Raw genomic sequence first — 22,929 nt, 5'->3', positions numbered from 1 at the left:
CGATGCGTGTCGTCGGTGGACGGCTGAAGGGCCGCAACATCGCCTCGCCCGCCTCGCGCGACATACGGCCGACGCAGGACCGGCTGCGCGAGGCGCTGTTCAACATCCTCGTGCACGCCTACGAGGATCCGATCGAGGGCGCACGCGTCCTCGACCTGTTTGCCGGCACCGGTGCGCTCGGCATCGAGGCTGTCTCGCGCGGCGCAGCGTTCACTCTGTTCGTCGACAACGGCGCCGAGGCAAGGGCGCTGCTGCGCAACAATGTCGAGGCGCTCGGCCTCGGCGGTGTCACCAAGGTCTACCGCCGCGATGCCACCAATCTCGGTCCGGCGCGCCCGGTCGAGCCGTTCTCGCTGGTGTTTCTCGATCCGCCCTATGGCAAGGGCCTGGCCGAGAAGGCGTTGGCCTCGTTGCGCGACGGCGGCTGGCTGGTGCCATCGGCGCTGCTGGTCGTCGAGGAAGCCAAGGCCGCGTTCAAGGTGCCCGAAGGCTTCACCGAGCTCGAACGCCGCGCCTATGACGACACCGAGTTCGTATTTTTGCGCAGCGCGTGATCCTTGCTCACTGTCGCCCCTGCGAACGCAGGGGCCCATAACCACAGGATCGGGTTGGGACGCGCGACGCTCGCGACGGCGTACTCGCACGTCACTTCTGCTGCGGCGTATGGGTCCCGGGTCGGCGCCGCCGGACAACGCTGCGCGTTGCCGGTGGCTTGCCCGGGACGACACCGGTTTTGGAGCTCCCGTCGTTCTCCAACTCGTCGCTATCGAGCTCGTCGTCCTACCTCCTCCCGAACAGCTTCTCGACATCGGCGAGCTTGAGCTCGACATAGGTCGGGCGGCCGTGATTGCACTGGCCGGAGTTGGGCGTGTCCTCCATCTCGCGGAGCAGCGCATTCATCTCTTCCGGCTTGAGGCGGCGGCCGGCGCGCACCGAGCCGTGGCAGGCCATGGTGGCGGCGACGTGCATCAGGCGGCGCTCCAGCGGCAGCGCCTCGCCCCATTCCTCCATGTGCTCGGCGAGATCGCGCAGCAGCCCCGCCGCATTGATCTTGCCGAGCAGCGACGGCGTCTCGCGCACCGCGACCGCGCCGGGACCGAACGATTCGATCGCGAGGCCGAATGAGGCAAGCTCATCAGTCCGCGCGAGCAGCGTCTCGACGGTGGCTTCATCGAGCTCGACGATGTCCGGGATCAGCAGGATCTGCCGCTGCACACCATGCGCCGCGAGCGAGGCCTTGAGCCGCTCATAGACGATGCGCTCATGGGCGGCGTGCTGGTCGACGATGACGAGGCCGTCGCGGGTCTGCGCCACGATGTAGGTGTCGTGGATCTGGGTGCGCGCAGCGCCGAGCGGACGGTCGAGCAGGTCGGGCGCGGCCGGCTGCTCGTGCAGCCGAAGATCGGCGCGGGGCGTGCCGACGTCGAAGGCCGCTTGAGAGGATTCCGCAAGCCCGAACGACCCGAGATCTGGCGAGGGCGCTGCCGCAGGGACGGAGCCGCCGAAATGCGGCATCGCCGGCGCCGACGGCGAGCGCTGCCAGTCCCAATTCATCGGACCGACGTTGGGCCGCGGCGGCGCGAAGGCCGGGCGGAACGCGGCGATGGTCGCGCCGCCGTCATTGGCCGCGGTGCGGCGGCCTTCGCGGGCGAGACCTTCCTTCAACGCGTGGATGATCAGCGCGCGCACCAGGCCGGCATTGCGAAAGCGCACCTCGGTCTTGGCCGGATGCACGTTGGCGTCGACCTCGCGCGGATCGAGTGTGACGAACAGCGCCACGACAGGATGGCGGTCGCGCGGCAGATAGTCGGCGTAGGCTGCGCGCACGGCGCCGAGGATCAGCTTGTCGCGCACCGGGCGGCCGTTGACGAACAGATACTGCCCAAGCGCATTGGCGCGCGTCAGCGCCGGGGCCGCTGCGAAGCCTTCGACCACGACATGATCGCGCTCGCTGCGCACGGCGATCGCATGGCTGCGGAAGTCGGCGCCGAGGATGTCGCCGAGCCGCGTCAGCTGGCCCGGCGCGCCGGGCAGCGCGGCGGCCCAGGTCACCGGCGCGCGCTCCTCGCCGGCCAGCGTGAAGGCGATGTCGGGCCGCGCCATCGCCAGCCGCCGCACCACCTCGCGGATCGCCTCGGCCTCGGTGCGGTCGGTCTTGAGGAACTTCAGCCGGGCCGGCGTGGCGTGGAAGAGATCGGCGACCTCGACGCGGGTGCCCTGGTTCAGCGCGGCCGGCACGATCGGCGACTTGTCGCCGCAATCGACCGCGAGCGCCCAGGCATGCGGCTCGCTCCTGTGCCGCGTCGTGATCGACAGCCGCGCCACCGAGCCGATCGAGGGCAGCGCCTCGCCGCGGAACCCGAGGGTGCGGATCTGCAGCAGGTCCTCGTCGTCGAGCTTCGATGTCGCGTGGCGCTCGACCGCGAGCGCAAGATCGGCCGCCGTCATGCCGCCACCGTCGTCGGTGATCGCGATCTTTCGCCGGCCGCCACCGTCGGTGAAGATGTCGATGCGGCTCGCGCCGGCATCGATCGCGTTCTCGACCAGCTCCTTGACGACGCTCGCCGGCCGCTCGACCACCTCGCCGGCGGCGATGCGGTTGACGATCTGTTCGGGAAGCTGGCGGACGGGCATGGTGCGAACGAACTTGAAAGCTGGCTGGCTTGGATATTGAAGGCGCGCGGCGCTGCGGCGGTCACGTTGCAAATGTGGGGTGAGAATAGCTTTTTTCATGCGCTGCGGCAGAGAAAAGCAACCTTCTCCAACGGGATTGTGAGGCGGGCGGGGCCAGTATATCGTTTCGCAAAAATAACGATCAGCCGGAGGAAGCCCATGTGCCATCTGTTCGCACACCAGCCTCAGCGCGATTATGAGTCGCAGACCCGCTCGTTGCGGATCGGCGGCCATAGCACGTCGATCCGGCTCGAAATGGCGTTCTGGGACACGCTCGAGGAGATCGCCGCCAAGGAAGGCATGAGCCTCGCCAAGTTCGTGACCACGCTGTACGCCGAGGTGCTCGACCATCACGGCGAGGTGAAGAATTTTGCGTCGCTGCTGCGCTGCTCCTGTCTGATCTATCGGGCAAAGGCGACTGCGACGCTGCCGGAATTTACCGCGGCGGCGATCATGGACGCGGCCGAGTAGCCACTCGGGCGGTCTCTCGTCTCCCTCCCCCGCTTGCGGGGGAGGGCGGGGTGGGGGCGCCACATCGGCGGTCTTTCCTGAGCGTTCCCCCACCCGTATCGCATCTTCGATGCGATACGACCTCCCCCGCAAGCGGGGGAGGCGCTGACCGAGATCGCCGCAAGAGTTTTGCGTCACCATACCGATGGTAATCAAATCTCCTTCTTCTGCATCGCGCCAGCAATGTAGTCCGCCTGGCGGATCGCCAGCGCCACGATGGTGAGTGTCGGATTGCACGCAGCCCCCGTAGTGAACTGGCTGCCGTCTGAGACGAACAGGTTCTTGACGTCGTGGGTCTGGCCAAACTTGTTGACGACGCCGTCCTTGGCCTTCTCGCTCATCCGGTTGGTGCCGAGATTGTGCGTCGAGGGGTAGGGCGTGGTCGGGTAGGTCACGGTGGCGCCGACCGCCTCGTAGATCGCCGAGCCCTGCTTGTAGGCGTGGGCGCGCATCGCGACGTCGTTGGGATGATCGTCGAAATGCACCGAGGCGACCGGCATGCCGAACTTGTCCTTGGCGACAGGATCGAGCGTGATGCGGTTGGTCTCCTGCGGCATGTCCTCGCCGACCAGCCACATGCCGGCCATGCGCGGATAGGTCTCCATCGCCGCCGTGAAGCTGCGGCCCCAGGCGCCGGGATTGAGGAACGCGGCCATGAACGGCAGGCCGAGCGAGAGCGTCTCCATCTCGTAGCCGCCGACGAAGCCGCGCTTCGGATTGAACGCCGCCTCGTCGCGGACGATGCCGGCCATGGTGGTCCCGCGATACATGTGCACCGGGTTCTCGAACGTCGCATAGACGCTGCCGGTCATGTGCCGCATGTAGTTGCGCCCCACCTGGCCGGAGGAGTTGGCAAGTCCATCCGGGAACATGTTCGAGGCGCTGTTGAGCAGAAGCCGTGGGCTCTCGATCGAGTTGCCGGCGACGGCGACGATACGGGCCTTCTGCAACTGCATCTTGCCCTGGCCGTCGGCATAGACCACGCCGGTGACCTTGCCCGAAGCGTCATGCTCGATCTTGATCGCCATGCTGTTGGGCCGCACCTCGAGATTGCCGGTAGCCTCGCCCTTCGGGATCTCGGTGTACAGGGTCGACCATTTCGCACCGGACTTGCAGCCCTGGAAGCAGAAGCCGATCTGCTGGCAGGCGCCGCGGCCGTCGCGCGGCTGCGAGTTGATCGCCATGTTGCCGGTGTGCACGGTCTTGTAGCCGATCTTCCGGGCGCCGGCTTCGAGCACCTTGAAATTGTTGTTGCCGGGTAGGCCCGGAATGTCGTTGGTGCGGGTGACGCCCATCTTGAACTCGGCCTTGGCGTACCACGGCTCCATTTCGGCCAAGGTCACCGGCCAGTCCAACAGGCTCGTGCCGGGCACGCCGCCATAGGTGGTGCGGGCCTTGAACTCGTGCTCATCGAAGCGCAGCGAGGCGCCCGCCCAGTGCACGGTCGAGCCGCCGACCGCCTTGACGATCCAGGCCGGCAGGTTGGCGAAGTCCTTCGCCACGCGCCAAGTCCCGGATGTCGTGCGCATGTCGGTCCAGGCGAGCTGGGTGAAGCTCTCCCACTCGTCGTTGATGAAGTCGGGAATCTCGTAGCGATTGCCCGCCTCGAGGATCACGACCTTGATGCCTTTCTGCGCGAGCTCGTTGCCCAGGGTGCCGCCGCCGGCGCCCGAGCCGATGATCACGACCACGCCCGAATCGTTCTGATCGAATTTTGCCATGGTGGTTTCCTCCGTGTTTTCTGTTGTTCGCCGGCGTCAGGCTTTCGGCAGCCAGTCGATGTCGGAGAAGCCACGGTTGATGTAGCCGCCATGCTCGGCGGAGGAGCCCTCGTAGCCGAACTTCGGCCAGAGCTCCTTCTGATTGTAGAGCGACACCACGAGGTCGCCGCGGAGCGTCTTGAAGAAGGTCGTCTGCTCGATGCCCTGGAGCAGCGCGACGCGGTCGGCCTCCCACGGCACCTGGGCGTAAGGCACCTTGTGGCGGTCACGCGCGTCCTGGTCGAGCCGGGCGACGCCGTCATTGATCATTGCCTTCACGGCGGCATCCTCCGCGGCCTTACCGTCCCACGGCTTGACCGCGGTGATGTAGTAGCGGTCGGCGAGGAAGTCGTGCGGATAGATGTCGCGCGCGACCTTCACCAGCGTCTTCAGCGTCGCCGGCGTCAGCGCCTTGGCATCCTCCGCCCAGGCATCGGCAATGCCGAGGCCGGTCGCGGAAGCCACGGCTGCGGCCGGCACGGTCGAGGCCGCGCCCTTGAGAAAGACGCGGCGGTCGTATTTGTTGCGGCGATCGACTTCTCTCATGGGTATCCTCCGTTGGTTTTTTGTTTGGTGTATTTTCGTGGTCAGCGGCTCATCCGAAGCGGCCGCCGCGCTGGATGACCTCGATCTTGTAGCCGTCGGGATCTGTGACGAAGAAGAAGCGCGCGAGTGTCGCACCATTGTGCTTGAAATCGCGCAACGGGCCTGGTGCCAGGTTCTCGCGCTCGAAACGGGCATGCTCGGCATCGAGATCGTCGACCACGACAGCGAGATGGCCGTAGCCGTCACCGAGCGTATACGGCTCCTTGCGGTCGTAGTTGACGGTGAGCTCGACCTCGAAGGGCGACGACGGATGGCGCAGATAGATCAGCGCGAAGCCGTCGAAGCGCAGATTGTCGGCGATCTCCAAGCCGAAGGCGCGCTTGTAGAAGTCGAGCGCCTTGGCCTCGTCGAGCACGCGGATCATGGAATGAACGGGTTTGGCCATCTCAATTGTCCTTCAGGTAGTTGATGATCGCGGCGCGCACGTCGGGCTTGGCCTGGCGATACGCCATCACGGCGCCGGGGATCAGCTCTTGCGGGTTGGTCAGCCAGGCATCGAGCTTGGTCTCGTCCCAGGTGAAATCAGCTTTCGCGAAGCCGGCCGAATAGCGGAAGCCTTCGACGGAGCCGGCGCGGCGGCCGACGACCTTCGAGAGCGGCGGCCCCTGGCGCATCGGCTCGGCGCTGCTCAGCGTATGGCAGACGCCGCATTGCTGCTTGAACAAGGTCGCGCCGTCGGCAGGCTTGGGCGACGGCAAGGCCATCTGCGCCGATGCAATCGTGGTGCTCAGGACTGCGCCGCACCATCCTAGTCCAAAAACAATCAGCAGCTCTTGCGCCGTACGCCGTCTCGACATCGATCCTCTCTCATCATTTTTGATGAGACTAGGTGGCAGCGAGAGCGCCGTGGTAGTAGCGGGCTGTTTCGGCCGGAACAAAGCGTGCGCAGGACTTGTCTAGTCGCAGGATATGTCAGCGTTGCGGACTAATCGTCGAAGCGGCGCCCGCCGCGTCCCGCTTTGACATCGCTGCGGATCTTCTTGCCTTCGAGCCGGCGCTGCTTGGAGCCGAAGGTCGGCTTGGTCGGGCGCCGCACCTTCGGCCGGATCATCGCCTCCTTCAACAGCGTGACGAGACGCTCGATCGCATCGGCCTTGTTGCGCTCCTGGGTGCGGAAGCGTTCGGCCTGGATGACGATGACGCCGTTCTTGGTCATGCGCTGTCCAGCGAGCCGCGCCAGCCGTGCGGCGGCGTCCTCGGGCAGGGTGATCCGGGTCGTGTCGAAGCGCAGCTGCGCCGAGGTCGACAGCTTGTTGACGTTCTGGCCGCCGGGGCCGGAGGCGCGGACGAACGAGATCTCGATGTCGTCTTCGTTGATGGCGAGGTCGCGGGAGATCCGCAGCATGGGGCACCAGTGGAATCGAGGTTTTCGCGCCCACCATAGCGGGTTTAGGGGAGGTGTGCGCGGGGCGTCATGGCGAGGCGCGGTTGGCGGCCCGAGACCGCCGCCAGAATCTCCACTGTCATCCCGGCGAACGCCGGGATCCATAACCCCAGGGAGCAGTTTGGGGCAGGCTGGCCGCTGACACCTCCCGCCTCACGTCGGCTGCGGCGTATGGGTGCCGGATCTGCGCCGCGCTGGCGCGCGTCGCAGCTTGTCCGGGACGACAGCGGTGTGCGAGGCGGATTCACGGTTCAAACAGCGGCCGCAGGCGACGACATGTCAGCGCGTTCTCGCGGCATCTGATGCCCGAGGTCTGCGATCAGTTCGTCCCTCGCGAGCATGCAGAGGGCGCGGGGAATGCCGGGCGCTGGCCGCACCCATGGCCCGCCTGCGAAAAAAATGCAGGCGGCAGGTACCACAGGTTCAGCCGAGGCATCCCGGCATTCCCCGCGCGATGGTCTTCACGCTTATACGCAGTCTCCCTGGTGCGCCGGGCGTGTTGGCCACCATTGCGCATGATGCTTGCGCATCAGCGCGTGATACCAGCATCGGGGTATCAGGACGCTGCGACTTCACGTCCGCAAGACATCGTTCGTCCGCGTCCTCGTGAGAAGACGCTGCGATCTCTCGCGGCCACCGCTCCCCGCCTCGCGTGTCGTGACGATCGCGCGCAACGCCCCTCCGCAGTGAGGCGGGATGGGCGGATCAAATCATGAATTCCGAAAAATAGCAAGCTGATTATTTTTATCGGAAGTCGACGCGCGGTCCTCCGCTGTCGTCCCGGGCAAGCCGTCAGCGACGCGAAGCCTGGCTGACGGCGCCGACTCGGGACCCATTCGCCGCAGCCGAGGTGGGGCGGCAGATGCCAATGACCAAGCTGCCTCAAACATCGCCCTGGGGGTATGGGTCCCGGCTCAAGGCCGGGACGACACTGTTTTTGTGGCGCCAGCGGTGGTTGGCCACGATCGTTCGTCATGGCCGGGCTTGTCCCGCCTGCGCGGCCGAAGCCGCTTGGGCGCAGCGAAGGCCCGGCTATCCACGTGGCCCAGCGTCCTCGGAACGACGTAGATGCCCGGGACAAGCCCGGGCATGCCGAGCAACTAACAACGTGCTCGTAGGAGAGAAGCTCCGCGCCCCGCTCAGTTCGTCTTGGTCACCGGGGCCGTGGCCGGCGCCTGGGACGGTTCGGCGGCGGCCTGCGGGGTGCGGCCGACGACGGCCGTGAGCAGGCCCTGGCTCCAGAGCTGCTTCGCCGCCTTCTTCGCGTCGTCCAGGGTGACGGCGTTGACGATCTCGCTGCGCTTCTCGATGTAGTCGATCGGCATCTTGTCGAGCTGATATTGCAGCATCGCCTGCGCCAGCTTGGAGGAGGTGTCGAGCGCCAGCATCTGCGAGCCGTTGATGTAGGACTTGGCCTCGTCGAGCTCCTGCTGGGTCGGGCCTTCCTCGGCCATGCGGCGGATCTCCTGCTCGACGGCCGCGATGGTCTCGCCGGCGCGGTCGAAGCGGGTGGCGGTGTTGCCGATGAACAGCGCCGAATGATCCATCCACAGCAGCGCGTCGTAGACGGAGTAGGCGAGGCCGCGCTTCTCGCGCACCTCCTTGTAGAGCCGCGACGACAGGCCGCCGCCGCCGAGGATGTGGTTGACCACATAGGCCGCCATGAAGTTCGGGTCGTGGCGGCGGATGCCGGGACCGCCGAAGGTGATCACGGTCTGCGGCACGTCGAGCGGCACGAGCGCGCGCTGCGGCGGCATGGTGGCGACGACGTCGGGCACCGGCGTCAAGGTGGCCTTGGCCGGCAGGCTGCCGAAGGTCTGATCGAGGAGCTTGCCGAGCGTGGCCGGGTCGACGTCGCCGACAACCGCGACCTTCAGCGTGTCCTTGGCGAGCACGCGGCCGACATAGGCCTTGAGATCGTCGACGGTGATCGTCGGCACGCTGTCCAGCGTGCCGTTGGCCGGACGGCCGTAGGGGTGGTTGGGGAAGGCAAGCTCGAGGAACTTGCGGCCCGCCAGCGAGCTCGGATTGGTGGTCTCGCGGCGCAGGCCGGAGATCACCTGCGAGCGGATGCGCTCGACGTCGGCGCTGTCGAAATGCGGCGAGGTCAGCGCGGTGCGCAGCAGCTCGAACGCCTCGTCCTTGTTGTCGCGCAGCATGCGCAGCGAGCCGCGGAATTGATCGCGCGAGATCTGGAAGCTCAGCTCGATGGCGCGGCGGTCGAGCCGCTCGTGGAAGGTCTTGGAGTCGAGATCGCCGGAGCCTTCGTCGAGCAGGTCGGCCACGAGATTGCCGACGCCGGGCTTGCCGGCGGGGTCCTGCGAGGCGCCGCCCTGGAACGCATATTCCATCGCGATCAGCGGCACGGTGGCGTCCTGTACGAACCAGGCTTCGATGCCGCCGGGCGACACCAGGTGCTGGATCTTGGTCGCCGCGTGGGCGGCGGGAACGATCGTGAGCGCGGCGGCGCCGACGGCGAGAACGCAGGCGAAGCGGCGGGCGAAGGTCATTGTGTTCATCACGACCGCTTCTCCTCGCGCTTGGCCGCATTGTCCTTGATCAGATAGCCGGTGACCGAGCGCTTCTTCTGCAGCCAGGTCTGCGCGGCGGCGCGCACCTGCTCGGCGGTGACGGCACGGATGCGGTCGGGCCAGCTCCGGATGTCCTCGATGCTCAATCCGGTGGTGAGGCCGCCGCCATACCAGCGTGCCATGGTGGCCTGGTTGTCATTGGCGTAGATCGCCTCGGCGATGAGCTGCGTCTTGACGCGCTCGAGATCCTCCGCGCGCACCGGGTTCTGCGCGATCTCGGCGATGACGCTGTCGACGACAGCCTCGACCTGGGCGAAATCGACGCCCGGACGCGGCGCGACCGCGATCGAGAACTGGCTCGGATCGAGCGACGTGCCCTGATAGGACGCGCTGGCATTGACCGCGAGCGGCTTGTCGACGACGAGCGCACGGTAGAGATAGGAGTTGCTGCCGCTACCCATCAGTTGCGCCAACACATCCAGCGCGGCCGACTGCCCGGGGGCCGCGGTGGTGGCCGAGGGCACCAGATAGAAGCGGCGCATCGAGGGCTGCTCGACATGCGGGTCGGCCAGCGTGACCGTGCGCGGCGCCACCGGCTCGGGCTCCTGCGGCCGCAACCGGCGCGCGGGGATGTCGGGTTGCGCGGGAATCTTGGCGAAGGTCTGCTCCACGAGCGGGCGCACTTCCTTGGCGTCGGTGTCGCCGGCGATCACCAGGATGGCATTGTTGGGCGCGTAGAAGCGGCGATAGAACGCCAGCGCATCCTCACGGCCGAGCTTCTCGATCTCCGGCCGCCAGCCGATCACCGGGCGGCCATAGGGGTGGTTGACGTACAGCGCCGCCATGATCTGCTCGTTGAGACGGGCTTCCGGCGAGTTGGCGACGCGCATGTTGTACTCTTCGAGCACCACGTCGCGCTCGGGCAGCACGTTCTCGTCCTTCAGCACGAGGCCGGTCATGCGGTCGGCCTCGAACTCCATCATCTTCGGCAATTGATCGCGCGGCACGCGCTGGAAATAGCCGGTGTAGTCGACCGAGGTGAAGGCGTTCTCATTGCCGCCGATCTTCAGCACCGTCTTGGAGAACTCGCCGGCGGGATGCTTCTCGGTGCCCTTGAACATCAGATGTTCGAGGAAGTGCGCCAGGCCCGACTTGCCCGGCGTCTCGTCGGCGGAGCCGACCTTGTACCAGATCATCTGCGTCACCACCGGCGTGCGGTGATCCTGGATCACGACGACCTGCAGGCCGTTGGGGAGGGTGAAGCTGGCGGGGGGCTCGGAGGCAAACGTCGTTTGCGCCGAAGCGCCCGCCGTGAACGCGATGAGGGAGACGAGCGCGGCGGCGACGGGAATGAACCGGTGCGAGGACATCATGATCCTTCTGAAGGCCCGCGGGGCGGGGCGATCGGGTTTGAGCGCAGCATGCTACATCGCGCCGGACGGGGCCCGGCGTCACAAAACGGCGACATCCTGTCGCCGCGAGACACTAAATTTCGCTAACGCCAGCGAAGCCGGCATCTCCGGGCGAACGGCTGCTGCCGTCACCGTTCCTTGCCGGTCATGATGTCCAGCTGCTTGCCGCCGATCGGCTCCTGCTTGCCGGTGCCATAGGCATAGCTCGGCGACGGCGTCTGATAGCCCGGCGGCGGCTGGGTCAGGCTCTCGCGCTGCGGCTCGCTGGTGAACGGCTTGGTTTCGCTGTCGCTGCCCTTGAACATGCCGAACAGGCCGCCTTTGAAGCCGAGCTGCGACGGGCTCATCATCGGGTTGTTGGCCACGCCGGGCTGAATCGGCTCAGTCGGCTTGGCGGCGGCCGTCCGCCCCATCTTCATCTCGGCCGGGGTCAGCGGACGGGCCGCATTGACCGGATCCCTGTTTTCCTTCTTGCGCGCGGCGGCCGCGGCCCGGCGTTGCTGCTCGTCGGGGTCCTTCGGCCAGTTTGGCGCGGTCGCCTGCGCCGCGGCGGCGGGGGGCGGCAGATCGAGCTTGGGCGGCACCACCAGGGGCGACCGCTCGCGGTATTCGATGGAGGGCGTCTCCATGTTGGTGCCGCCGAGACCGCGCATCAGATTGTCGATGATCTTCTCTTCGAAGGTCTTGTCGTCTTCCTCGTCGTCCTGGGCACGGGCGGCGCCGGCGGCCATGACGAGGCCAATGCCGAGCGCAACGGCGGACAGCCGCAGGACGCGAATGGCCGCGTGGGTCATGATCCGGCCGCTGACTTCGGTCTTGCGCATGGCTTTCCCTGTCCTCGCTTGTCCAGTGCTCGTGCTCCGACGAACCGGCCGCGACCCACCGATTGCGATCCTCGATTCGACGGGGGGCCGTCCAGGCATCGCGCCGATCTCGAAAACGTGAAGATCATCAGGCTCTTGACCCAGGATCGGCACCGGCCGGTATCGACCCGGATCAGGGCGCTTTTGCGGCGGGGGCCCCGAAGAAGGAGTCATATAGCAGGCCCGCCACCCCGGCAACGATCGCCACGTCGGCCATGTTGAAGATGTACCAGTTGTAAACCGTGCCGCCGATCTGGATGTGGAACAACGCGAAATCGACCACCGCGCCATAGGCCAGCCGGTCGATGCCGTTGCCGATGGCGCCGCCGATGATCAGGCCGAGTGCCGCCGTCGCCAGCTTGCTTTCCGCACGCGCCATCCAGATGGCGAGGGCGATCACCGCGACGGCCTTCACCGCCATCAGTCCATATTGCGCCAGCGTGCTCTCGCTCTGCAGCCAGCCGAAGCTGATGCCGATGTTCCAGGCGAGGTAGAGGTCGAAGAACGGGGTGATCTTGACGGTGCCGCGGTTGGGCAGGTCGAACACGTACAGCAGCCACAGCTTGGAGGCCTGGTCGATGACCAGGGTGGCGAAGCCGGCGATGAGGCCGAGGCGGAGGCGGGGGGTCATGGGGTGAGCGCGATCATGCCAAGCAACTCGCGGCAAATACCGCTGTCGTCCCGGCGAACGCCGGGACCCATACCGCGTGATGTGTGTTGGCGGAGAAAGCCTGGGTCATCGTCCTTCGTCAACATGAACGCCGGTGGTTATGGGTCCCGGCGTTCGCCGGGACGACAGTTGTGGGTGTCGCGCGATCACGCGTCACATACCGACCCCGAGCGCCTTCCACTCGCGCAGCGCTTGCGCGTCGCGCGGGGAAACGTCCGGGTACTCAGGGTCGTCGCCGACGCTCTCCAGGATCTTCCAGGAGCGGGCGCACTTCTTGCCCACGGCCTTCTCGACGACGACCGCCACGCCCGGCACCGCATCGAGCCGGAACGCATCGGCCGGGGCGTCACCTTCGCGGACCTCGTAGTTCGAGGTGATGCAGACCTCGGCGAGATCGGTGTCGAACAAGGTGCCGAGCAGCGCGCGGTCGGCGACGTAGATGACCGGCGAGGCTTCGAGCGAGGAGCCGATGGTCTTGGCGGCGCGGGCGAGCTCCAACGCGCCGGTGACGACGCGCCTGACGTTGCGGATCGTCTCCCACTTCGCGGCGAGCGCATCGTCGCGGTATTGGTCCATCGCCTCCGGGAACAGCGTCAGATGCACCGACGGCTCTGCGTCGGGCCTGTACATCCGCCAGGCCTCGTCGGTGGTGAAGGACAGCACCGGCGCCAGCCATTTCAGGACGGCATCGCAGATCAGGTCGATCGCGGTCAGCGCCGCCTTGCGCGCCACCGACGACGGCGGGTCGCAATACAGCGTGTCCTTGCGGATGTCGAAATAGAACGCCGACAGCTCCGTGTTCATGAACGCCGCCAGGCTTGCGATCACGGTCTTGTAGTCGAACGCGGCGTAGGCGCGGCTGATGACCTCGGCCTGCTGCGAGAGCTGATGCAGCATCAAGCGCTCCAGCTCCGGCATGTCGGCAAACGCCACGGCGTCGCTGCGCTTGTAGTGATGCAGGGTGCCGAGCATCCAGCGGATGCTGTTGCGCAGCTTGCGGTAGGTCTCGATGGTGTTCTTGAGGATCTCCGGGCCGATGCGCTGGTCGTCGGCATAGTCGGTGGCGCAGACCCAGAGGCGCAGGATGTCGGCGCCGGACTCCTTGATCACCTTCTGCGGCTCGACGGTGTTGCCGAGCGACTTCGACATCTTGCGGCCGTTCTCGTCGAGCGTGAAGCCGTGCGTCAGCACCACGTCGTAAGGCGCGCGGCCGCGGGTGCCGCAGCTCTCCAGGAGCGACGAGTGGAACCAGCCGCGGTGCTGGTCACTGCCTTCGAGATACATCACCGTGTCCCGGCCGCCGTCGACCTTGCGCCTGATGCCAGCGAGGCCGGGGAAGTGCACGGGGTCTTCGAGCACGAAGGCGTGGGTCGAGCCGGAATCGAACCAGACGTCGCAGATGTCGTCGACCTTGTTCCAGTCTTCATTGGCGCGGGACCCGAGGAAGCGCTCGCGTGCGCCGTCGGCGTACCAGGCGTCGGCGCCTTCCTTGGCGAAGGCCTCAGTGATGCGGGCGTTGACGGTCTCGTCCTGCAGGATCTCCGCGGAGCCGTCGCCGGTCTCGCGCACGAACACGGCGATCGGCACGCCCCAGGCGCGCTGGCGCGAGATCACCCAATCCGGACGGTTGGCGATCATGCCGGTGATGCGGTTCTGGCCGGCGGCCGGCACCCATTGCGTGACCGAGATCGCGCGCAGCGCGCGGGCACGCAGCGTATCCCCGGACTTCGCCTGACCTTGGTCCGCGATGTCCTTGTCCATCGCGATGAACCATTGCGGCGTGTTGCGAAAGATCACCGGCTTCTTGGAGCGCCAGGAATGCGGGTACTGGTGCTTGAGCCGGCCGCGCGCGAGCAGCATGCCGGCATCCGTCAGCGCCTTGATGACGGCCTCGTTGGCGTCGCCCTTCTCGCCCTTGTCGTTGATGACGCGTTTTCCTGTGAAGCCCGGCGCGTGGTCGGTCAGCGCGCCGTTCTCGTCGACGGTGTAGGGGATGGTGGTTGCGATGCCCCGGCCGTCGAGCTCGCGCGCATGCGCCATCCAGACGTCGAAGTCCTCGCGGCCGTGGCCGGGCGCGGTGTGCACGAAGCCGGTGCCGGTGTCGTCGGTGACGTGGTCGCCGGGCAGCAGCGGGACGACGAAATTATAGCCGCCGGCGAGGCCCTTCAACGGGTGCGCGCATTCGACGGCGTCGAGCGTGTCGCCGGGGATGTCGCGCAGCTTGTTGTAGCTCGTGACGCGCGCCTGCTTGAACACGCTGTCGGCCAGCGCGTCGGCCATGATCAGCTTGTCACCGGTCTTGGCCCAATTGTCTGCCGGCGCGTCCGTGACCTCATAGAGGCCGTAGGCGATCTTCGGCGAGAACGAGATGGCGCGGTTGCCGGGCAGGGTCCAGGGCGTGGTGGTCCAGATCACCACCGAGGCGCCCGCGAGCGCGCCATGCGCCGGCGACGTCACCGGAAACTTCACCCACACCGTGTCGGACTGATAGTCCTCGTACTCGACCTCGGCCTCGGCGAGCGCGGTCTTCTCGACCACGCTCCACATCACCGGCTTGGAGCCGCGATACAGCGTGCCGTTGGCGGCGAACTTCATCAGCTCGCGGGCGATCTGCGCCTCGGCCGGATAGGTCATGGTGGCGTAAGGATGATCCCAGTCGCCGATCACGCCGAGCCGCTTGAACTCCTCGCGCTGCACGTTGAGCCAGTGGTCGGCATAGGCGCGGCATTCCTTGCGGAACGCGACCATGGCGGCGGAGTCGCGGAAGTCGGGCTTGGTCTTGCCCTTCTTGCGGTAGTTCTCCTCCTCGATCTTCCATTCGATCGGCAGGCCGTGGCAATCCCAGCCGGGCACGTAGTTGGAATCGTGGCCGAGCATCTGCTGGCTCTTGGTCACGACGTCCTTGAGGATCTTGTTCAGCGCGTGCCCGATGTGGATGTTGCCGTTGGCATAGGGCGGGCCGTCGTGCAGGACGAATTTCGGCCTGTTCTTGGCGGTGTCGCGCAGCTTGCCGTAGAGGTCGATGTCGCTCCAATATTTCAGGATCTCCGGCTCGCGCTGCGGCAGGCCGGCGCGCATCGGGAATTCCGTCTGCGGCAGATAGAGGGTCTTGGAATAGTCCTTGGCGTCGGATTTTTGGGCGTCGGGCTTTTGCGGCTTTTCGGACATCGTGATCTGGCTGGCTGAGAGATGAGGCGCTGAGACGCGATTTCGATCGCGGGCGGCGGAACGAGCAGAGACATCCCGGTCTTGCGCCGAGCTCAAAGCTCAGGCGGAAGCCGGGCCGCTAATGCCGATGATGCGCCGTATCAACATGGGGCCTCCTCATAGCAGCCGGACTGCGGAATCGCAAAGCGATCCTGCGGCAGCAGCGCTGCGGGATCGTCGTTCAGCGTCATTCCGGGGCGATGCGCTGGCATCGAACCCGGAATCTCGAGATTCCGGGTTCAGCCCTGGCGGGCTGCCCCGGAATGACGTCACCGATGGAGCAGGAGGATCAGCCGATCTCGCCGAGCCGGGGGAAAAGGCCGGGATGGGCCGCCAGCAAAGCGCGGGCCCTGGCGCTGTCGTCGTCCATCTGCCGGATCAGGGCCTCGATCGAGCTGAATTTGGCCTCCTCGCGGATGAAGCCGATGAAGGCGACGTCCAGGACCTCGCCATAGAGGCTGTCCTTGAAGTCGAACAGGAAGGTCTCGAGCAGCGGCGCGCCGTTGTCGAAGGTCGGCCGGCGGCCGAAATTGGCGACGCCGTCGATCAGCACCCGCTCAGCGCCGCGGCCGCGGCCGACCCGGACGGCATAGATGCCGTGGCGCAGCCCGCAATCGCGATCGAGCCGCATGTTGGCGGTGGGGTAGCCGAGATCGCGGCCGCGCTTCTCGCCGTGGATGACCTCGGAGCTCACGAACCAGGGGCCGCCGAGCATCGCGGTCGCCTCGCTGACCTGGCCCTCCGCCAGCGCTTCGCGGATCGCTGTGGAGGACACCGGCCGCTCGTCGATGTCGACATGGGCCTGGATGTCGACCTCGATGCCGAGCTTGGGGGCCCCGTTGGCGAGCAGGCTGGGCGAGCCGACGCGGCCCTTGCCGAAATGAAAGTCGTAGCCGACCGCGATTCCGGCGATCCCGAGCCGCCCGATCAGGTCATGGTGAATGAAATCCTGCGCCGAGGTCTGGGCGCGGCCCTTGTCGAAGGCCATGACCACGGCGCCGGCAAGGCCGGTTCCGGCCAGGAGTCGCAGCTTGGCGGTCTCGTCGGTCAGGCGGAACTGCGGGGTATTGGGGCTGAAGAAGCGCCGCGGATGCGGCTCGAAGGTCAGCGCCAGCGCCGGGCGCCCCTTGGCCTTGCCCATCTCGATCGCCGCCTCGATCACGGCCCGGTGACCGAGATGGACGCCGTCGAAATTGCCCATCGCGACCACCGCGCCCTTGAGGATGTCCGACGGCGGGGTGGAATCGCGGATGATCTTGAAATCGGGCATGTGACGGAAATATCTCGCGGATTTCGGTGGGCTACCGGCGGACGGTGGTTGCCGTGACGGTGGGCGGCCGGCCCCGCGAAGTCAAGCCGAAGGGGTTCCTCCGCTCATGCAGCGCAGCAATAGCGACATGCAGCCGCAGCGCAGTTAACGCGCTGTTTAACGGCTGATGCTACTGCTGAAAGCGGATGGCGGGGTCGGTTACGACCCGTGCCGCATGAGCTTTTTTGTAACAGTCTGCGCGTTGTGTTCGCGTCTGGGGGAGTCAAGATGGCGGTTGATTTGACGATGCCGGTGCTCGTCGTCGACGATTACAGCACCATGATCCGTATCATCAGGAATCTTCTCAAGCAGATCGGTTTCGAGGACATCGACGATGCCAGCGACGGCTCGATGGCCCTCAACAAGATGCGCGCCAAGAAATACGGCCTCGTGATCTCCGACTGGAACATGGAGCCGATGACCGGCTACGACCTGCTCCGCGAGGTCCGCGCCGATCCGAACCTGGCGACCACGCCGTTCATCATGATCACGGCGGAATCCAAGACCGAGAACGTGATCGCGGCCAAGAAGGCCGGCGTGAACAACTACATCGTCAAGCCGTTCAATGCCGCGACCTTGAAGACCAAGATCGACGCGGTGTTCCCGGACATGGCGACGGCCTGACGCCCGCCTGATCCACTCCAACGAAAGACGCCCGGCACTCGGCCGGGCGTTTTGCGTTTCAGGATCCGTTCACCACTTCAATTCGCGCATCAGGGCGCGCGGCGGATGGCCGAACAGCTCCTTGATAGAGGCCGGGTCGAGCTGCTCGACGCCGGCGAACTCCTCGGAATGGATGCCGCGGGTCACGAACAGGCAGTCGATGCCGAAGCCGTGCGCGCCGGCGAGATCGGTTCGGACGGAATCGCCGATCGCCAGCACCTCCTCGCGCGCGACCGGCCGGCCGGCGTGCTGCTCGGCCAGCATCATGGCCCGCTCGTAGATTGGCCGGTGCGGCTTACCGTAGAAGATCACCTCGCCGCCGAGTTCGCGGTAGAGCTCGGCGATGGCGCCGGCGCAGTAGATCAGCCGGTCGCCGCGCTCGACCACGATGTCCGGATTGGCGCAGATCAGCGGCAGCTTGCGCTCGCGGGCGCGCAGCAGCATCGGCCGGTAGTCCTCGGCGGTCTCGGTCTCGTCGTCGTAGAGGCCGGTGCAGATGATGTAGGACGCTTCTTCGAGCGGCGACAGCGCCAGGTCGAGACCGCGATGAATGGAATTGTCGCGCTCGGGGCCGAGCCAGAACACCTTGCCGCCGGGATGATCGGCCACGTAGTGGCGGGTCAGGTCGCCGGAGGAGACGATGGCGCTGTAGACCTCGTCGGCGACGCCGAGCTTGCGCAACTGGCGCTGGACCGAATCGGCCGGCCGGGGTGCGTTGGTGATCAGGATCACCGTACCGCCCTGGCGGCGAAAGTGGTGCAGCGCGTCGCAGGCGTCGGGAAAGGACTCGAGCCCGTTATGGACCACGCCCCAGATGTCGCTCAGCAGCACCTGCTTGCGGCCGACCAGATCGCGCAGCCGCTCTTCGAAGCGGAGAACGGTCATGGCAGCCGGCTGATCTCAGAGGGTCCCGGCGGCACGGCGGGCGAGGGCGGCATTGCCGCTGCGCGTCGGAGCATTGGTGTGTGACGCGTCGAGAGAGGTGGTGCCGGCGGCATTGGGGTCCTGAATCTTGATGTCCTGCCCGCCCGATGGGCCGGCGGCGGCCTCGCCGGTAGCAGATGCGCCCTCGGGTCGCAATGGGCGGGGCGGCGCGAACAGGAAGCCCTGGCCGAAGCGGACGTCGTAGTCGAGCAGGTCGACGACGCTGTTCTCACCTTCGATCCGCTCGGCGATCAGGTCGATGCCGAAGCGGCCCAGCAGATCGGAGAGATCGGTCGGGTGAATGTCGGAGGCCGAGCTCTGCTTCGGGTCGAGCAGCAGCGCGGCCGGGACCTTGATGAAGCGGACTCCGCGATCGGCGAGCTCGCGCGGCTCGAACCGGAGGTCGGTGACATGGTCGATCGAGAAGCGGTAGCCGCGCTGTGCCAGGGCCGCGAGATGCTCGGTCCCGGTCGGACCGAGGCTGCGCAAGGTCGACTGCTTGAATTCGAGCACGAAGGACGGCGCCAGGGCGCGATTCGCTTCGAGGAAATCGAGGCATTGCGAAAAGTTTGCAGGGCTGCTGAGCGTCGCCGAGGAGATGTTGCAGAAGATGCCGACGTCCTTGTTGCGAACCATCAGGCGGCGCAGCACCTGGACGCAGCGAAGCAGAACCATGTGGTCGATGCGCCCGACCAGGCCGGCGGCTTCCGCGATGCCGATGAAGTCCTCGGCCGCGACCACCTGGTCGCGCTCGTCGCGAAGCCTGGTCACCGCCTCGTAGAAGCGCACCTTGCGCTGTGGCAGCGTCACCAGCGGCTGCAGATAGATGTCGAGGCGGTTGTCCTCGATCGCGCCTTTGACGGCGGCGAGGATCTGCGGCTGGCTGCGCGGCACGGCCGTGACCGCCGGGGCCTGCGGTTTGGGCGGCAGGGGGGCGGCAGCCGGTGCCGCGCTGAACGTGCCGGAGGTCTCGGCCACCTTCTGCTCGACGCCGCGCGACGGCAGCGCGTTCATCTCGAGCGCGCCGCTGGAGGAAGCGGTCGCCGGGAGCGGGCGATCGGCGTCGCGAACCGTGCCGGCCCCAGCTCCCGGCGGTGTTGCCGGCGGGATGGCCGCGATCAGGTCCTCGTGCTGGGCCACGGTGACGGCGAGCTGCTTCATCAGTCCGCCGAGCTCGTTGATCTCGCCGATGACCCCTTGCAGGCGATCGGCGCTGACCGAGCTCGACGACACGATGCGTCCCTCCACCGCCGACAGGCGGCGGCCGAACTCGGCGACCTGACGCGCGAGGTCGGCGGTGCCGCGCGACAGATCGGCGATCTGGCTGCCGATGTCGGTGCGGTCGCGCAGTCGCATCGACACGGCATTGTAGAGAATCAGGAACGTCAGTGCGGCGAGCGCGACGATCGCGGATTCCGAGCCACTGATACCGGCCACCGAATACAGGATCAGGCCGAGCGAGGCCGCGACCAGAACCATACAAATGGCAACGAAAATCGTGGAGATACGGATCATGCTTGGCGACGCTCCCAACCGAACGCAACCTTAGCACTTCTGTTGATTCGCGAGGATAGTGGGCGGGATTCAAATACCGGGAGACGCCGATGATTTCTCGTCTGCGTGTCATTTACGCAAGTTCACGTGGGAAAGCGGAGTGTCATCGTAGTGTCGCGGGTCCGTAGAACGCCGGAGTACGCGCCGTGCGGATTCCAGACATCTTTAGACATGCTCGCGATGCCCTTCGGCTGATCGCGCATGTAGGCGCTCCAGGAGCGGTGGTGATCCCGACGCTGATCAGCTCAACTGAGCGGTTATGCTTCGATGTCCGTCGAACCGCGCCTGCCGCTGTCCGGGCAGGCTCACGTGCTGCGGTGACGCCGGCGCAGGGCGGCCACGCCGAGCAGCAGTGCCGCAACGGCGACACCGATGGGTACGTTGATCCGTCCGAGTGCGCCCGCAACTCCGCTCGCGTGATTCGTGGAGGTCGGTGACGGTGCCAAGGGGATGGTGTCGGGATCGATCTCGTCCGCGTCGGGTTCCCGGGCCACGGGCGCTGCGATCGCCACGCGCAGCCGGCTGGAGAGCGACGGATAGTGCGGCGAAGGGCTGCGGAGCTTCACTGCCGCGACGATCGCGCAGATCGCCGCCAGCGCGATCAGGATGCCGCCGACAACCGCGAACGCGGTGAACAGGCCGTAGGTCATTTCCACCCAGCGGAACAGCGCGGTCAATCCGACGATGCAGGCGGCGATCAGGAAGATGCCCGCGGTGGCGAACAGCCCGGCGGCGACGGCGTAGGACGTCACCGTTCCGGTGGCCTGCCGGGCGCGATCCCGAATGTAGGATTGGGTGGCGCGCTTGACGCGGTTGAGCCTCTGTTCGAGCCCCAATCGCAGCAGCTCTCCTGGCGGTGCAAGCATGCGCGTCCTCCGACAATCCGCTCGCCGCGCGCAAACCGCCGGCTCGCGACATGAACGTGGAGGATTTGCGAAGGTTCCCGGCAATCAGGCGTGCCGTTCTGCGGCAATCCTTGCAGGGCAAGCTATTTGCGATCGGGGATGCTCTCCCGCACGCCGGGTAGGAGCGGACTTCATAAGGTGATGGCGGCGCATGACCGATGCGGAGCCAGAGCGAGACCGTATGAATAGCTATGCCAACCAACGTTATTCCGGGGCAAGGCCGCAGGCCTTGAACCCGGAATCCCGATATTGTCTCGCGTCCCTTCCCAACAAGTACGAGATTCCGGGTTCAATCGCCAACGCGGGGCCGCGTTGACGATTGCCCCGGAATGACCGCTGCTGGGAAGCAGTCCAGATAAGGAAATGGCGGCCACCGGGGCCGCCATTGTTGTTGGCTGACGATGTCCGCGCGCGGCTTACGCCACGGCCTTGATGACCTTGCCGACCTTCTCGATGATTTCGCCGACCTGATCCTCGCTGACGATCAGCGGCGGGGTCAGCGCCAGCGTGTCACCGGCGATGCGCAGCATCAGGTCGTTGTTGTGGAAGGCGGTCTCCATCGCGGAGTAGCCGCGCTTGCCAGCCGCGTCGGGCAGCGGCGCGAGGTCGATGCCGGCGGTGAGACCAACCGTGCGGATGTCCAGCACGTTGGGCAGGCCCTTGAGCGACATCACGGCGTCGGCGAATTTCGGCTCGATCGCGCGGGCGTGCTCGAACAGCTTGTCGTCGCGATAGATGTCGAGCGTGGCGAGGCCGGCCGCGCAGGCGATCGGATGCGCCGAATAGGTGTAGCCGTGGGTGAACTCCACCATGTGCTCGGGGCCGCTCATGAAGGCGTCGTGGATGGTGTCGCGCACCAGCACGCCGCCCATCGGTGCCGCGCCATTGGTGACGCCCTTGGCGAAGGTGAGAAGGTCAGGCGTCACGCCGTAGCGCTCGGCGGCGAAGGCGTAGCCGAGGCGGCCGAAGCCGGTGATGACCTCGTCGAAGATCAGCAGGATGCCGTGCTTCTGGGTGATCTCGCGCAGCCGCTTGAGATAGCCCTTCGGCGCCGGGATCACGCCGGTCGAGCCGGCCATCGGCTCGACGATTACGGCGGCGATGGTGTTGGCGCCGTGCAGGTTGACGAGGTTCTCGAGCTCGTCGGCGAAGTGCGCGCCATACTCCGGCTCGCCCTTGGTGAAGGCCTGCTTCTCGCGGTCATAGGTCGCCGGGATGTGGTCGACGCCGGTCAGCAAGGTGCCGAACAGCTTGCGGTTGTTGACGATGCCGCCGACCGAGGTACCGCCGAAGCCGACGCCGTGATAGCCGCGGACGCGGCCGATCAGGCGGGTGCGGCTGCCCTGGCCGTTGATCTGGTGATAGGCGAGCGCCATCTTCAGCGCGGTGTCGGCTGCCTCCGAGCCGGAGTTGCAGAAGAACACGTGGTCGAGGCCGGCGGGCGCGAGATCAGCGATGCGGTTGGCCAGCTCGAACGCCTGGGGAATGCCGAACTGGAACGGCGGTGCGTAGTCGAGCGCCGCGGCCTGCTGGCCGATCGCCTCGGCGATCTGGCTGCGGCCGTGACCGGCGTTGCAGCACCACATGCCGGCGGCGGCGTCGATGATCTTGCGGCCATCGACGGTGATGTAGTGCATGTCCTTGGCACCGGCGAGCAGGCGCGGGTTCTTCTTGAAGGCGCGGTTCGCGGTGAACGGCATCCAATGCGCGGCAAGATCATTCGGAACGGTGACGGCGGGGCGGGGGCTCTTGTCCAGCATGGGGACCTCTCGGACGGTTGTGCGACGGCGGCAGCATGATCCGGAAAGGTGGCGAACCGGTGCCAGAAAAGCTTGCCGAAACGGATCGTGCTTGATGGGCCTGAATGCGTGCGCCGACGTTGTCAGCCGCTGATCCGGGCCGCCGCCAAGCTATCAGCTTCGCGGACGGACGGAAATGTCAAAGGTCCAGCGTTCCCG

The 22,929-nt window shown here is 66.5% G+C and carries 19 protein-coding genes; 3 read left to right on the top strand and 16 right to left on the bottom strand.

Going from position 1 to position 22,929, the window contains the following annotated elements; genetic code table 11:
• Positions 1 to 2 precede the first annotated feature (2 nt).
• Positions 3 to 554 carry a 16S rRNA (guanine(966)-N(2))-methyltransferase RsmD gene (rsmD, locus tag QX094_RS05340; RefSeq protein WP_316184176.1) on the top strand — a complete coding sequence of 184 codons (552 nt, stop codon included), beginning with the start codon at positions 3 to 5 and terminating at the stop codon, positions 552 to 554.
• A gap of 226 nt (positions 555 to 780) precedes the next feature.
• On the opposite strand, the gene mutL is transcribed toward rsmD, so the two are convergent.
• Positions 781 to 2,634, bottom strand: coding sequence for a DNA mismatch repair endonuclease MutL (gene mutL, locus QX094_RS05335; RefSeq protein WP_316184175.1), 1,854 nt, complete (start codon positions 2,632 to 2,634; stop codon positions 781 to 783).
• 198 nt (positions 2,635 to 2,832) lie between these two features.
• Between mutL and QX094_RS05330 the strand changes: the two genes are divergently transcribed.
• On the top strand, positions 2,833 to 3,144 hold the full coding sequence (locus QX094_RS05330) for a ribbon-helix-helix domain-containing protein (protein WP_315716699.1): 312 nt from the start codon (positions 2,833 to 2,835) through the stop codon (positions 3,142 to 3,144).
• 191 nt (positions 3,145 to 3,335) lie between these two features.
• On the opposite strand, the gene QX094_RS05325 is transcribed toward QX094_RS05330, so the two are convergent.
• The 11 genes from QX094_RS05325 to QX094_RS05275 all read right to left on the bottom strand — a co-directional run bounded on the left by QX094_RS05325 (position 3,336) and on the right by QX094_RS05275 (position 16,886).
• Positions 3,336 to 4,904 (bottom strand): GMC family oxidoreductase, encoded by a 1,569-nt coding sequence (locus QX094_RS05325; protein ID WP_316184172.1) that lies wholly within the window; start codon positions 4,902 to 4,904, stop codon positions 3,336 to 3,338.
• A 36-nt stretch (positions 4,905 to 4,940) separates the two neighbouring features.
• Complete coding sequence (locus tag QX094_RS05320) at positions 4,941 to 5,489, bottom strand: gluconate 2-dehydrogenase subunit 3 family protein (RefSeq protein WP_315716701.1); 549 nt, start codon at positions 5,487 to 5,489, stop codon at positions 4,941 to 4,943.
• A 49-nt stretch (positions 5,490 to 5,538) separates the two neighbouring features.
• Complete coding sequence (locus tag QX094_RS05315) at positions 5,539 to 5,934, bottom strand: VOC family protein (RefSeq protein ID WP_315753454.1); 396 nt, start codon at positions 5,932 to 5,934, stop codon at positions 5,539 to 5,541.
• A 1-nt stretch (position 5,935) separates the two neighbouring features.
• The gene (locus tag QX094_RS05310) at positions 5,936 to 6,253 is read right to left on the bottom strand and encodes a c-type cytochrome (protein WP_315716717.1); all 318 of its coding nucleotides are present in this window, start codon (positions 6,251 to 6,253) and stop codon (positions 5,936 to 5,938) included.
• 221 nt (positions 6,254 to 6,474) lie between these two features.
• Positions 6,475 to 6,894 carry an alternative ribosome rescue aminoacyl-tRNA hydrolase ArfB gene (arfB, locus tag QX094_RS05305; protein WP_315716703.1) on the bottom strand — a complete coding sequence of 140 codons (420 nt, stop codon included), beginning with the start codon at positions 6,892 to 6,894 and terminating at the stop codon, positions 6,475 to 6,477.
• Positions 6,895 to 8,072: 1,178 nt separating this feature from the next.
• On the bottom strand, positions 8,073 to 9,452 hold the full coding sequence (locus QX094_RS05300; RefSeq protein WP_316187668.1) for a pitrilysin family protein: 1,380 nt from the start codon (positions 9,450 to 9,452) through the stop codon (positions 8,073 to 8,075).
• The gene (locus QX094_RS05295) at positions 9,452 to 10,837 is read right to left on the bottom strand and encodes a pitrilysin family protein (protein WP_315754473.1); all 1,386 of its coding nucleotides are present in this window, start codon (positions 10,835 to 10,837) and stop codon (positions 9,452 to 9,454) included. The genes QX094_RS05300 and QX094_RS05295 overlap by 1 nt, the downstream gene beginning before the upstream one ends.
• A gap of 167 nt (positions 10,838 to 11,004) precedes the next feature.
• Positions 11,005 to 11,670 (bottom strand): hypothetical protein, encoded by a 666-nt coding sequence (locus QX094_RS05290; RefSeq protein WP_315713662.1) that lies wholly within the window; start codon positions 11,668 to 11,670, stop codon positions 11,005 to 11,007.
• Between the two features lie 202 nt (positions 11,671 to 11,872).
• A complete protein-coding gene (gene lspA / locus QX094_RS05285; protein ID WP_316187667.1) occupies positions 11,873 to 12,370 on the bottom strand; it encodes a signal peptidase II in 498 nt (165 codons plus the stop codon).
• Between the two features lie 192 nt (positions 12,371 to 12,562).
• The gene (ileS, locus tag QX094_RS05280; RefSeq protein WP_316187666.1) at positions 12,563 to 15,577 is read right to left on the bottom strand and encodes an isoleucine--tRNA ligase; all 3,015 of its coding nucleotides are present in this window, start codon (positions 15,575 to 15,577) and stop codon (positions 12,563 to 12,565) included.
• A gap of 328 nt (positions 15,578 to 15,905) precedes the next feature.
• Complete coding sequence (locus QX094_RS05275; RefSeq protein ID WP_316187665.1) at positions 15,906 to 16,886, bottom strand: bifunctional riboflavin kinase/FAD synthetase; 981 nt, start codon at positions 16,884 to 16,886, stop codon at positions 15,906 to 15,908.
• Between the two features lie 267 nt (positions 16,887 to 17,153).
• On the opposite strand from QX094_RS05275, the gene QX094_RS05270 reads away from it, so the two are divergent.
• A complete protein-coding gene (locus QX094_RS05270) occupies positions 17,154 to 17,549 on the top strand; it encodes a response regulator (protein ID WP_006613531.1) in 396 nt (131 codons plus the stop codon).
• Between the two features lie 69 nt (positions 17,550 to 17,618).
• Here QX094_RS05270 and QX094_RS05265 read toward each other — a convergent pair whose 3' ends face one another.
• The 4 genes from QX094_RS05265 to QX094_RS05250 all read right to left on the bottom strand — a co-directional run bounded on the left by QX094_RS05265 (position 17,619) and on the right by QX094_RS05250 (position 22,731).
• Positions 17,619 to 18,473 carry a TIGR01459 family HAD-type hydrolase gene (locus QX094_RS05265; RefSeq protein ID WP_315713614.1) on the bottom strand — a complete coding sequence of 285 codons (855 nt, stop codon included), beginning with the start codon at positions 18,471 to 18,473 and terminating at the stop codon, positions 17,619 to 17,621.
• A 15-nt stretch (positions 18,474 to 18,488) separates the two neighbouring features.
• Positions 18,489 to 20,027 carry an EAL domain-containing protein gene (locus QX094_RS05260; RefSeq protein ID WP_315754467.1) on the bottom strand — a complete coding sequence of 513 codons (1,539 nt, stop codon included), beginning with the start codon at positions 20,025 to 20,027 and terminating at the stop codon, positions 18,489 to 18,491.
• Positions 20,028 to 20,371: 344 nt separating this feature from the next.
• Positions 20,372 to 20,932 carry a phage holin family protein gene (locus QX094_RS05255; protein ID WP_316187664.1) on the bottom strand — a complete coding sequence of 187 codons (561 nt, stop codon included), beginning with the start codon at positions 20,930 to 20,932 and terminating at the stop codon, positions 20,372 to 20,374.
• A gap of 455 nt (positions 20,933 to 21,387) precedes the next feature.
• Positions 21,388 to 22,731 (bottom strand): aspartate aminotransferase family protein, encoded by a 1,344-nt coding sequence (locus QX094_RS05250; protein WP_315754462.1) that lies wholly within the window; start codon positions 22,729 to 22,731, stop codon positions 21,388 to 21,390.
• Between the last annotated feature and the right edge of the window lie 198 nt (positions 22,732 to 22,929).

The organism is Bradyrhizobium sp. SZCCHNS1050 (assembly GCF_032484785.1).
GTDB lineage: Bacteria > Pseudomonadota > Alphaproteobacteria > Rhizobiales > Xanthobacteraceae > Bradyrhizobium.
The sequence above is the reverse complement of the archived record's forward strand: the minus strand, read 5'-3'. Positions and strand labels throughout refer to the sequence as shown.

Bases quoted from the DNA above. Each gene is read 5' to 3' on its own strand.
- rsmD (WP_316184176.1), top strand. From the start codon at position 3: ATGCGTGTCGTCGGTGGACGGCTGAAGGGCCGCAACATCGCCTCGCCC.
- mutL (WP_316184175.1), bottom strand. From the start codon at position 2,634: ATGCCCGTCCGCCAGCTTCCCGAACAGATCGTCAACCGCATCGCCGCC.
- QX094_RS05330 (WP_315716699.1), top strand. From the start codon at position 2,833: ATGTGCCATCTGTTCGCACACCAGCCTCAGCGCGATTATGAGTCGCAG.
- QX094_RS05325 (WP_316184172.1), bottom strand. From the start codon at position 4,904: ATGGCAAAATTCGATCAGAACGATTCGGGCGTGGTCGTGATCATCGGC.
- QX094_RS05320 (WP_315716701.1), bottom strand. From the start codon at position 5,489: ATGAGAGAAGTCGATCGCCGCAACAAATACGACCGCCGCGTCTTTCTC.
- QX094_RS05315 (WP_315753454.1), bottom strand. From the start codon at position 5,934: ATGGCCAAACCCGTTCATTCCATGATCCGCGTGCTCGACGAGGCCAAG.
- QX094_RS05310 (WP_315716717.1), bottom strand. From the start codon at position 6,253: ATGGCCTTGCCGTCGCCCAAGCCTGCCGACGGCGCGACCTTGTTCAAG.
- arfB (WP_315716703.1), bottom strand. From the start codon at position 6,894: ATGCTGCGGATCTCCCGCGACCTCGCCATCAACGAAGACGACATCGAG.
- QX094_RS05300 (WP_316187668.1), bottom strand. From the start codon at position 9,452: ATGAACACAATGACCTTCGCCCGCCGCTTCGCCTGCGTTCTCGCCGTC.
- QX094_RS05295 (WP_315754473.1), bottom strand. From the start codon at position 10,837: ATGATGTCCTCGCACCGGTTCATTCCCGTCGCCGCCGCGCTCGTCTCC.
- QX094_RS05290 (WP_315713662.1), bottom strand. From the start codon at position 11,670: ATGACCCACGCGGCCATTCGCGTCCTGCGGCTGTCCGCCGTTGCGCTC.
- lspA (WP_316187667.1), bottom strand. From the start codon at position 12,370: ATGACCCCCCGCCTCCGCCTCGGCCTCATCGCCGGCTTCGCCACCCTG.
- ileS (WP_316187666.1), bottom strand. From the start codon at position 15,577: ATGTCCGAAAAGCCGCAAAAGCCCGACGCCCAAAAATCCGACGCCAAG.
- QX094_RS05275 (WP_316187665.1), bottom strand. From the start codon at position 16,886: ATGCCCGATTTCAAGATCATCCGCGATTCCACCCCGCCGTCGGACATC.
- QX094_RS05270 (WP_006613531.1), top strand. From the start codon at position 17,154: ATGGCGGTTGATTTGACGATGCCGGTGCTCGTCGTCGACGATTACAGC.
- QX094_RS05265 (WP_315713614.1), bottom strand. From the start codon at position 18,473: ATGACCGTTCTCCGCTTCGAAGAGCGGCTGCGCGATCTGGTCGGCCGC.
- QX094_RS05260 (WP_315754467.1), bottom strand. From the start codon at position 20,027: ATGATCCGTATCTCCACGATTTTCGTTGCCATTTGTATGGTTCTGGTC.
- QX094_RS05255 (WP_316187664.1), bottom strand. From the start codon at position 20,932: ATGCTTGCACCGCCAGGAGAGCTGCTGCGATTGGGGCTCGAACAGAGG.
- QX094_RS05250 (WP_315754462.1), bottom strand. From the start codon at position 22,731: ATGCTGGACAAGAGCCCCCGCCCCGCCGTCACCGTTCCGAATGATCTT.